Source organism: Solidesulfovibrio aerotolerans, from assembly GCF_009856865.1.
GTDB classification, from domain to species: Bacteria; Desulfobacterota; Desulfovibrionia; order Desulfovibrionales; family Desulfovibrionaceae; genus Solidesulfovibrio; species Solidesulfovibrio aerotolerans.
The window spans coordinates 1-10715 of the sequence record NZ_WVUD01000071.1 but is presented as its reverse complement, the minus strand read 5'-3'; the positions used below and the strand labels follow the sequence as shown (position 1 = coordinate 10715).

Annotated in this window: 9 protein-coding genes; all 9 read right to left on the bottom strand. The window is 41.3% G+C overall.

Annotation, left to right across the window (positions count from 1 at the left end; all coding sequences use genetic code 11):
• Positions 1–440: 440 nt before the first annotated feature.
• Complete coding sequence (locus tag GTA51_RS19430) at positions 441–1154, bottom strand: DUF5131 family protein (protein ID WP_160964076.1); 714 nt, start codon at positions 1152–1154, stop codon at positions 441–443.
• A gap of 111 nt (positions 1155–1265) precedes the next feature.
• Positions 1266–1622, bottom strand: coding sequence for a hypothetical protein (locus GTA51_RS19425; protein WP_160964075.1), 357 nt, complete (start codon positions 1620–1622; stop codon positions 1266–1268).
• A gap of 997 nt (positions 1623–2619) precedes the next feature.
• Positions 2620–2982 carry a hypothetical protein gene (locus tag GTA51_RS19420; protein ID WP_160964074.1) on the bottom strand — a complete coding sequence of 121 codons (363 nt, stop codon included), beginning with the start codon at positions 2980–2982 and terminating at the stop codon, positions 2620–2622.
• Between the two features lie 9 nt (positions 2983–2991).
• On the bottom strand, positions 2992–4086 hold the full coding sequence (locus GTA51_RS19415) for a tyrosine-type recombinase/integrase (RefSeq protein ID WP_160964073.1): 1095 nt from the start codon (positions 4084–4086) through the stop codon (positions 2992–2994).
• 266 nt (positions 4087–4352) lie between these two features.
• Positions 4353–4715, bottom strand: coding sequence for a hypothetical protein (locus GTA51_RS19410; protein ID WP_160964071.1), 363 nt, complete (start codon positions 4713–4715; stop codon positions 4353–4355).
• A 253-nt stretch (positions 4716–4968) separates the two neighbouring features.
• Positions 4969–5526, bottom strand: a complete 558-nt coding sequence (locus GTA51_RS19405; protein WP_160964069.1) for a tyrosine-type recombinase/integrase — start codon at positions 5524–5526, stop codon at positions 4969–4971.
• A gap of 266 nt (positions 5527–5792) precedes the next feature.
• A complete protein-coding gene (locus tag GTA51_RS19400) occupies positions 5793–6173 on the bottom strand; it encodes a hypothetical protein (RefSeq protein ID WP_160964067.1) in 381 nt (126 codons plus the stop codon).
• A gap of 1840 nt (positions 6174–8013) precedes the next feature.
• Positions 8014–9669 carry an AICE element replication initiation protein gene (locus GTA51_RS19395; protein ID WP_160964065.1) on the bottom strand — a complete coding sequence of 552 codons (1656 nt, stop codon included), beginning with the start codon at positions 9667–9669 and terminating at the stop codon, positions 8014–8016.
• Between the two features lie 934 nt (positions 9670–10603).
• A partial coding sequence (locus tag GTA51_RS21110) for an ATP-binding protein (RefSeq protein ID WP_246198130.1) occupies positions 10604–10715 on the bottom strand: 112 nt, incomplete at its 5' end.

The window sequence follows — 10715 nt, the reverse complement described above, 5'->3', positions numbered from 1 at the left end:
AGCATCTCCTCTCGCTGCCCCTCCCGTCTCCGATGATCGAAGACATCTAAGGGGGCTGCCGAGGGGGTCAACTTTGGACGCTGATTTCATCCAAAGAGGGGTCAATATTCCATGCTGATCAACACTCATGACTATATAACCTTTGTGTAATGGTGTTATCAAGGTTGTCGGGCTGTCTATTCCAACACTAGATACATACTCGAAATTGACTTCTCGAATGTTGTTTTTAATCTGCCAGTTTGTTTGTTACTAATTTCAAAATGATCCTGGGTAGATCCATGTTCAGAGATGGCGAAGTATTTAGTCATTAGATTGATCCTCGTCATGTAATAGGTTTTGGAAGAATAGGAATAAAGATTGTAGACTCAATCTCCAGATTTAACAGCAAAGGGCATCTTTCCTGTGACACCCTTTGCTTTTACTGATCGTGCCATCAATTTCTAGATGGCTACAGGGAACTCCATCCATTCTCGACCATCAAGAAGCTTTCCTTTCTTGCTCTTCTGAGGGCCGCCCCACTGCTTGAACAGGAAGGGTACGTCTTTCGCCAAGCACTGGTCACGAATGCCGGTCACCCAAGCTGGTTCCATTGGCCGAGCGCCGGGGCCGGATTCGCCGCCGACAATTACCCATCCGATCCCGTCCAGGTTAATGTTCATGAGCGGCCCAAGGAGCGGTTCGAAACTGGTGAACCGTACTGCCGCAGGGACAGTTCGAAGACAATCCAAGCGGTGAAGGTAATCCTGGCGCTCAACCGTGACCCCCATCCAGACATTCGGCCACCAAGTCAGCGATGGTGCGAGTTCAGCCAGACGTTCAGCGCGCTTTGTCAGAACTTGGAAGGTGTGCTGCTTAGCTTTGCCCATGACGTCGAAAACATCCTGGATGAATCCCAGCGGCACATCCTTATGGAAAAGGTCTGACATCGAGTTGACAAAGATCATCGTAGGCTTCTTGATTTTCAAGGGTTCTTGCAATGTATCTGGATGAATAGTCAGCTCGAAATTGTTCTTGTACTTTGCAAGCCCCATGCACTGGCATCTATGAGCCATGCGCTCAGCATAACAGTGTAAACATCCAGGGCTAATTTTTGTACATCCAGTGACAGGGTTCCAAGTCTTTTCTGTCCAATCAATGTTTGTTGTGGAGAGCATTGTTTTTCTTTAATGTGAAAGATTGATTTTGCCAGTGGAGCCTCGCATAGACCCCACTGGCCTGAAGGTTGGTTAAGTAGAAATTACCTTGCTCATGACTTCAAAGTGTTTCTACTTCAAGTGCTTGCGTGAAAACTGAGTAATTCCTGAATATCCAGCCAGCGTAACCACACGACGGTTGTTGTGGAAGTTGATGGCGGCTTCTACAAACATATCCTTAATCTCCTTGGAAAACTTCATGACATTAGCTTCGACCAAGTCAAAAGCTAAGATCGGTGTGGAGTCTTCGTTGAGGACTTCTCCTTCATACAGTTTCAAGGAAGAGTGGTCGGGAAAGACTATCCCGCCGTCGTTTTCGAAGTATCCAGGTCCACTCCCAGGCTCGCAGATTCTAGAATCGCTCAGGATAGCCCGAAAGATGCGCTTTTCTTTAGAGCAAGCGACTATTCTGCCTAACGTCTGGTTCATGTGAATTCTCCTTGTGCAGTAGAGGTTCATGGTCTCGCTAACTTTCCCGTACTTGGAAGCTTTTCGTTGAAAAATAACTTTAGTATTTAAGCAAAACCTCCATATTAACCTCGCATTGCTATGCACGGCTGTTGTTGTGCTGGTGAAATTTCCACTAGCGCGGCCCGTACTGCATGTCAACATGGATTTTAAATTTACTACTGTAGTTTTTTTGGTGCGCCTAAAATTCCAATCTTCGTCTGAGTTTGGCCGGCCGGCGTGGCTCCACAGTCAAACCTGAATGGGATACAAGGCGTACAAGGGGGCGGCGCGGGTTGGCCCCCACAACCGGGTCGGTGCTCCCCCAAGTTTTTAGGCCGAGGTGTTTTGCCCGACTTCTCGGGTGTCTCGTCCAAGCTGCCGTTGGAGTCAGGTCAGGGAATGAGAAAATAATAAAAGGGTGAAGCCGTTTATCGCAGCCTCACCCTTGTTTAGTAAGTATCTATTAGTTGAGATGGTTTATTTTTTGAAAATCATCGGATATAAACACTCATGGAAGTGCTCGAATGAACGGAGCGGAAGACCTTGGGAGAACATGTTCTTTTCGTAGAGCTTGATCATTGTGGCAAATACTTTTTGCAAAATATATGTTGGGCATTCAGATATATTTACTCCGTCGAATTTGCCTTTGCGACATTCGACAAGGCTTGTGGCTTTAATGGCTTTCCCGTGTTTGCATAGATATAAGTGTGTAGTTTCTTCGAACTTTATGTCATGATTCGGAGCAAGGCTTTGGTTTTCAATGATTTCAAACTCTCCAGTGCATTTTTTGTTGATTTTATAAGTTAAGCATTTGCCAAACGATACGATGTTCATATAGTAAGACGTTTTCATTGGAATGCCCTTTATTTATTGTTAAAAGTAATTAAGGAGGTGAAACTTGCGCCTCACCTCCTTTTCCTGGGATTGTTTAGTATTTTTTTAGTGCTATACTTATTGTTAGTAATTAATTTTTTATTTAATCTTCAGAATCAAAGTAGTCGCCACGAATATTCATGTGAAGTACGTCGTTGATATAAAAAATTGTTTTCGGTTGTTTATCGTCCAGCGGCAAACTGTAGATCTCACGGCTGTTCGCGTTGAAGAAGATGCTTTGAATAATTTGAAATGGAATTGACATCAGGATATTTGTCAAGTCATCGGCTTCGTAGTCATTTTGATAAATGCGAGAGTTTTCATCCCATGTTAAACCGATTGCTGCATGGTTATTCTTTCTAAATACACTAACGGTAGGCCAAGCCTGGTTAGCTTTTGCGATGTCCTGGATAAGTCCAGCGATAGCCTCAAGGATAAAAGTTGAAGTCGTTGGTTTATCAGTCATTACAGGCTCCTAAATCGATTTAAATGTTTGTTGTGATCTTCTGCCGTCCATAACAGATGATAAAGCTTCTCTTGTTTGTCCTAACCCAAGTCCATGAAGGTACCTCGCCGTTGTGGTTGGTGATTTGTGTCTTAATATAGCCTGGATAACCGACAAAGGTTGTCCAGCACGGAAAAGAATCGTCGCTGTTAAATGACGGATGGCATGAAACCCGAAGGGTTTTACTCCAGCACGTTTGCAAATCTTTTCCATGAAATGTTGTCGATATTTGAAAGGCTCTCCCCAATACTTTACGGCAAATTCAGTATCGGACAAGTTTACGAACACATATTCAGAATTTACATGCCGAAGTTTGAGCCATTCGTTAAGAGTGTCTTTTAACTCTGTAGTAAGAGGAAGAACATCGCACTCTTTGTTTCCATTCTCACGTTTGCTAGTCCAAATGTTTATAGAACCGTTTTCTAATTCTAGATCGCTAACCTTCATGCGGAATACTTCTCCCTTTCTGGCCCCTAGATGAAGGAATGAGAGAAGCATTACTTTGTCTTGACCCTCAGCTAAATTATAAACTTTCCAAAAGTCCTCTTCTGTAGGAACGTATCGAGGGGAACGGATTTCTGGGAACCTATCTACGTCTTGGAATGGATTGTCCTTCTTGGGGAAACCTTGTACATACTTCCTGCCCCATGCCCATGCAGCGGAAAGGTTTTTACGATCCCGGTTGGTTGCATAGCCAGAACGTTTTTTAAATTGTCCCCGAAGGAAGCTCATTACCTGGACAGTATCGATTTCATCAGTAAAAGCTGATTTCCCTATGAAAGTAGCAAAACGTTTACAAGATGCTTGCTTCTCTTCATAGGTTTTAGAAGATTGAGACTCTTTAGAATAATCCAAGTAGTTCGTTAACCATTCAACAACGTTACAGACCGTGTCGGTTTGGTTCTGTTGATTCTTGAGCTGTTTCCTCGCTTCTTCCTCCCATTGCACTGCGGCGCGGTAACTCTTCTGTGTATCGTCGGGGAACCTTTGTTCTTGCCGATGACCGTGAACTTGTACGACTCCCTTCCAACGAGGTGTCTTCGAGCGTTTGTCTAATGTTGGCATCGATCAACTCCATTACTTTGTTTTCGAAGAATCGATAAGTTCCTGCTGCTACTTCAACTCCGCCGAACCGACGATAGTTTCGGCGAACTGTACTTGCAGAAATTCCAAGTAACTTACCTAACTCAGTTGGGGTAAGAGGTTTGCCTAATTGCTTCTGTATTTCCATGGAATAGCTCTATTTTGTTGATTAGTTTTGAAAGTAAGGATCTATAATATTAAAGAGTATTGCAAAACGTTGTTAAGGTCTTGCCATACGGTCAGATCCTTTAGCTGTTAAGCCAAGATGGTATGACTTCGGTCAGCATCTGGTATTCAATGTCTAGACCATCGCGAACGGTGTAGCTTTTATAACTACAAACCTTGATGTACTTTTCAAAGGCTGCGCGGTTTGCCAAAATATTATTCGGATTAAAAGAAACATTATCGAAAGTAGTAACTTTAATTATAGTTTTCGAACTATTGTCATTGGGTCCATATTCTGTGTAGTACGTCAACCGTGTCGCTGTGTTAGGAATGTCTGCCGGAATGTCCAAGATTTCAATTAAGTCAAAGTAAGCCTTTGATTTGTTTTTAACGCGGTATTTATACTTTTTGCTGTTATGATCAACGTCGATGTAGTTTCTAGCCATCGCTTAATCCTTTTAGTTCTCGTTGAGTTGAATTTTTGGATAGACCCAGATTATTCTGTTTGTTTGGAGCCACCTCTTTGTTTGTTGATGGGTGCTGAGACTTGTGAGCGAATCATATCCATATATTTTTTTCAAAAATAACATGTATCAAAAATAAATACTCATGAAATCTACGCAGTCGTCTACGGCCAGAATTGCATGAGATAATTACGATAAATTCCCGGATAAAAGGGCCGGCGGCGGCCCTGTTGTTTCAAATGTTATGCTTCAAAATATCGTTTACTTCTTCCGGCAAGATGCCCAAATAAGCGCGAGTTATCGAAGGCGACGAATGGTTGCAACGTAGCGCAATAAGTTCCCAAGAAACCCCGAAGGTTTTCCTTTGATGATAGCACCATGTTTTCCTTAAGGTATGGGCACCATATGAACCCATTAAGTTAATGGCTGCTGTCCACTGTTTGACGTACTTTGTAACGGCAAACGTAGTTAGCGGATAATTCGAACCTTTTCTGCTTTTGAAAAGGAAGTGGTTGTCTCTGTGCTTATCGCTTTTGAGGTAAGTATCGAGTGCCTCCTTGATTTCCTTGTTTATGAGCAATGAATTGGACTTTCCAGTTTTCTTTTCCGTCAATGAAATGCTTTGCCCTATTTTGATGCTTTTGACATCAGAGATACGCAATCCTAATAGATCTTGTGTCCTCAATCCTGCGTTAATTCCCATTACGAAAAGTAACAGGTCACGAGGATTGTTCGAGAGTAGCTTTTTGATGCTCTTTATGTCCTTAAGTTCTCTTATCGGATCAACTTTCATGAAACCCTCCAATGCCTGTTTTTATTCCCAGGCTCTAGTTTTGTGGCTTTTAAAAGGATCTTCCAAAGCTCAAGGCCCGGCAACAGACTTGTTTGTCTTTTGATGTCAACGTGTTAAAGGGTGTTTTCATCCCAAAGCACGTTTTTAGGTAAAAACGTACATTGGATATGATGTATATTTCTGTATGAAGTTGATGAAAATGACTTAAAAACAACTACAATAAGAAATGCCATGCAATTAACTCACATGGCACTTCAGTTAGAGTGTTATGGGGTGATCTTTGTCAAAACGATCTTGTTCTCGATGACTTCCATCGAAAACTCATCGCCTTCATTGACCACAAGCTCTCCGAGGTCGTGGGCCTTGAGGTTTATCTTCAAGATTCCCATCTGATTAACCTTCGGTCGCTTTGAGTCTTTAAGGTAAAGACCCTTAACGTCGTAAAGAACCCGATCAATGGTGATTAACTTCAAGATGAATTGCTTCAGCGTTTGCTTATGCTTAATGCCCATCCTTTCCATGATCTGGATAGCATCAAGGTTCTCCTTGACCAATTCGCGTAAAAGCTTAGGATTGAACTTGGACTCCAACTTCTTTTTGGTGTCCGGAGCCTTCTCTTCAGGATTTACTTCCTTCTTGGTCCCCATAACAGCTCCTTTGCTGAAAATGTTTGTTGATAAAGAATATCTATATAAAGAGCGCATAAATCATCGATAATGACAGAGCTTGGCTTGTTTTACTAAGGTTTTTCTTTGATTTGACCATACTGAAAACGTGCATTGGGCCTAGGGTGGGGCAAATTTCAGTCCAAGCCCTGTCCGGGGCCCAAACCCTACCCCAAGCCCCAAACGGCCCTTAAACGGGAGCCTAGAGCGCCGGCTCGGGGAGCCCGTGGAATTTTCCTGGGGTGAAACCTTGGAAGAACCCAGAACTTGCCGTTAAAAAGAAAAAGGCCTTCAAAAGTGAAGACCTTTTCATGGATCGAATTATTTGCAGTTGTTTGTAGTCAATATCTACCAAGATTTCTCTTGATGGATACGACTACTTCCAAGTAGAATGAAATGTTACCAGTCCAAGCCCTTGTTTACCACTGGACAGGCGGATTTCCCGCATCCAGCGATACCAGAAGTGTATTTGAATTTAAATGTTTAAGATATATATGTCTAGATTATCTTGGTCTTCTAAAATTTATACTTTTCAATATTCAGCACTTTAAAATGTGTTTGTCTTCTGGTGTATCCCTTACAGATACGCAGCCATCCATGAGGCTTAGTAGCTTCTCCAGGAGCTTTTACCTAACGGCAGAACCTCATGGACTTCCCTTGGTTTCAAAATCAGTTATTATGATCCGTCCCATTACTAATCGCTTGCATATGTGCCAAAACGATTGTACTCAATTATCGTTTTAGTAAACAACTTCTGTTTGCCATGAACATCGTCCGACATATGCGCCACCTTGTAAATGGGCCAGATTAAAGGTCTCATCCCTTCTCCCGACTTGATTGCTCAATATCGAGTTAGAACTTCTTGAGTAAATATTTTCGATGGAGGCGAAATATAGGCTTGCCTCAAGTAAGTTTTATTTTTTGACCACGACTTTTATTTGAGATATAAGAGTCGATCCTACAACAAGGACACTGGACTGATTTTTGATGCAAGGCACCCGTGACATTTTAATTACTGCAAATAATTCGATTGATTTTATTATGCTTGAATGTGTAATGTATAATTTTTAGAAAGATTGTCTTTCAATATAAACTAGATATATCTTTATCTCGATCATTAAAGAACTGGCAAAGTATGAAAGATATTAGAAGTAACAAGATAGGCTCGTCCTTCACAAGAACGGGGGGATAGCGGGGAGATATTGGGGAGATATTAAACGCAATATCGCCACCGCTAAATGCCCAAAATTCTTAAGAAAAATGGTTTTGGTGGAGATAGGGGAGATATTTTTCAAATTTCAAAAAATTCTTTGGGATTCACATTTACATTTGCTTTATACCAACTGCTTAAGAAGTAACTAAAATTTAGACATGTCTAAGTATAACATATCATAATATTTTCTAGATAATTATATCAATAAAATTTATTATAATATTATTAACTATGAACTATTTTTAAAAATACTTATTCATTGTTATTATTTTTAAATTTTTATTATGAAGATATTTTAAATATATTAAAATAATTAATATTAACTGAGTCTTAATGTTTTCTAAAAATTTTAAATAATATTATTCTTTCCATAGAACATGTTGCTTCATCAAATTCAGCGGCCCCAGAAGAAAATGGGAATTTTGAAAAACATCTCCCCTATCTCCACCATCTCAAAAAAGTTAATGTTTTCAAAGCTTTAGTGGTGGAGATATCAAAAAATATCTCCACCATATCTCCCCCTTATCTCCCAAAACGGGGTTTTTTATTTAATATGGTCCTTTTAAGCAGAATGAAATGGTCTTTCTAGATGTTTAGAAATAAATTTACTTAGCCGATCTTCTTAAATGTTATATGTCTCGCCGTTCGAGCATTGTCTGAAAAGTGCATATTCCAATTCACCAGCGTCAAATGAGTGTCATAATTCTTAAGCTTTCTCGATAAGGCATTGGCTTTCGTCGGCAATGTTTCAATATCATGCTTATAGTTATTGTCAACAAAGAGCTTCAATGCTTCAAGGAGTTCAGTAACAGTTCCGTCGAATCCATTTTTATTTTCCAGAAACTTAACCAAATATGCAAACAGCTTGTCGTCTTCATGTTCTGTAGAATAAAACTTGAATTTATTCAAATTATACGATGTCAATATATCAGAAGGTTCAATCCCCAGTGCTTTTCCAATACAGCAAGCAAGTTTTGCAAAGTCAGCCATCCGTGGTTTAGCCTTTAACTCCATCGCTGAATAGAAGCTCATCGATTTCGAAATAACATCCAGGAGACCTCCGAGGTATATTGGATGGTTTTGTCTAAATGTTTCAAAGATTTCAGATTCGTCTTTTCTATCTTCTTGATCAATCTTTTCTAATTCTATTATTATTGATCGATCAATAAGATCTTCAGCTACGGACGGAAAGTTGATGCTAGTTGATATAAAGGGCTTTTTGTAATAGGTATAGACTGTTTCACTATTAGTTCTAAGTTTCCGTTCTTCCATACCGCCTCCAGTAATTGCCATGCAAAGGAAGTTGCACTGGCGAGCATCGTAGCTTTCAACGTTGTCAAAGATCGGAAGAGGGTGCAAGTTGAAAATCAAGTTCATGTCACGTTCATTCTTTTTTGGAAACAACAGTTCGTTTACAACTGGATCAATGAGACGGCGGATAAGCTTTGCCGTTGATGACTTAGAACTACCTTTCATCCCAACTAAAAACAACGCAGGGCGAGGAATGTCTGTATTCAAAATGCATGGTATATATACTTGAAGCAAATACAAATCAGCTAATGACTTGATATTAAGCAGATCGAAGAATTTGACGTAATTGCCGTCTTTGACAGGTTCAGGTAAAGGACGCATGTTGTTGGAGCGGATAAATTCTATGGGAGGGTTGACTTCTAATGTCCAACCTTCTTTAGTTATTTTCGCAACGGTACCTTTGCCATCGTTCAAGTCCAAATAGTAGCAGTTATTTAAAAATGCAAATCGTTTATAAGTATTACGAGAGTCAGGGTTTTCATCTGCATAGTGCTTCATGAGCTTGATTGTTTTCTTGATCACACCGTCACTGGCCGGTTCATTGAAGGTTGAAATAAAACAAGCTTGAAGAGCTCCTTCGAATCCATCTTCAATGGCATATGTTTTCTTTACACCCTTATCGATCTTGGTGGCAAATGATGTTCCGTTGTAGTCGTGAAATAAATCGAATTGATCGATTATTTTTTCAATGACCTCTAGGGCTTCTGACTTCTTCGGTTCCTTCTCTTTAGACGACTCAAGGATGTGGTCGATGTAAGCTTCGGTATTTATACCGATGTTCTGGTCTATAGTATTAGTCGCTGGCGTCTGGACAGTTTGTTCAGATTGGACTGTTGCTTCTCCTTGTTTTTGAACTTCCTGGTTGCTAAAAAACTTATTATTTTGTTCTAAAACTTTAAAAGTATTTTCTCGAATTGAGGGATCTTCCTTGCTTGGTATATCATCGAATGACATTTTAACCCCTTAGCCATTCCATTCTGCTGGCAGGCGAGGACCAGTCGCGCTGCTTAGTGGAAATGATATCTGTATGGGCCAGGGTGAAAAGCGAAAAGTCGTTTTTTTACTCCATACTTTTCGTTTGCTCTCCGGGATCGGGCGTCAGCTGTTTTTACCCTCCATATTTTTTCCGCTTAGAGATGTGCCGGAGCGACAGATCATCCAGGGCGGCCTACCAGACTCGTGGTGAATCCTGGCTTGCTCAGGATATAACCGTTTGGAATCCTGCCTCTACCTATGGGCGAAAGTAATTGTCGCTCGCCGGCGGATGACAGACCGAGGACCCAATATAATGATGGAGCCACCCCGGCAGAAACCTCCCCCCCTCATACTGGATAGTACAACCATCCAGTATTTATGTGATATTTTCTGAGTCATCATGGAAAGAACCGGCGGGAGGGGGTGATTGTTTTTCTTCAAATTCCTCCGGTTACCACTTAGCCTTGCATTTTACAGGATCAGTGCTCAAAAACCCGAGGTTAGCTTTTTTGGTTTACCACTTTGTTCTTTAGAAAGGCTTGAAATATGCGATTGTTCGCCACTTATGGTTAGGGATGAATCGTAGCAATTTCATCGTAATTTAGTATGAAATTCGTGCGTGGCGTTTCAAACCATACATGCTTATCTTTGGAACATCATGTGTCATTCTGGAGCATACGAATGATTTTTTAACTCCGAAGTTTTGACCTTTGCTTCTGCGAATACGAAACCAATGGATGCTAGTGATCGTTCCTAGGATCAAATAGCTCAGTCGTCCTCTGGTAGCATCAGGGTTAAGACAGGTTCTCCCTTGTCTGTCAAACAGCACCGAAAAGTGACCCCCAATCAGCGTCCAAAATTGACCCCCTCGATGTTGATGTCCGCCCTCCATCTAATCGGGGGGGGGGGCGCCTCATTGGCTTCTGTGCTTGAGCCTCCAGCTATCGTTGCCAGTCTCGATGATCTCGCAGTGATGCGTCACACGGTCCAAGAGCGCCGTGGTCATCTTGGCGTCTCCGAAGACT

Bases quoted from the DNA above. Each gene is read 5' to 3' on its own strand.
- GTA51_RS19430 (WP_160964076.1), bottom strand. From the start codon at position 1,154: ATGCTCTCCACAACAAACATTGATTGGACAGAAAAGACTTGGAACCCT.
- GTA51_RS19425 (WP_160964075.1), bottom strand. From the start codon at position 1,622: ATGAACCAGACGTTAGGCAGAATAGTCGCTTGCTCTAAAGAAAAGCGC.
- GTA51_RS19420 (WP_160964074.1), bottom strand. From the start codon at position 2,982: ATGACTGATAAACCAACGACTTCAACTTTTATCCTTGAGGCTATCGCT.
- GTA51_RS19415 (WP_160964073.1), bottom strand. From the start codon at position 4,086: ATGCCAACATTAGACAAACGCTCGAAGACACCTCGTTGGAAGGGAGTC.
- GTA51_RS19410 (WP_160964071.1), bottom strand. From the start codon at position 4,715: ATGGCTAGAAACTACATCGACGTTGATCATAACAGCAAAAAGTATAAA.
- GTA51_RS19405 (WP_160964069.1), bottom strand. From the start codon at position 5,526: ATGAAAGTTGATCCGATAAGAGAACTTAAGGACATAAAGAGCATCAAA.
- GTA51_RS19400 (WP_160964067.1), bottom strand. From the start codon at position 6,173: ATGGGGACCAAGAAGGAAGTAAATCCTGAAGAGAAGGCTCCGGACACC.
- GTA51_RS19395 (WP_160964065.1), bottom strand. From the start codon at position 9,669: ATGTCATTCGATGATATACCAAGCAAGGAAGATCCCTCAATTCGAGAA.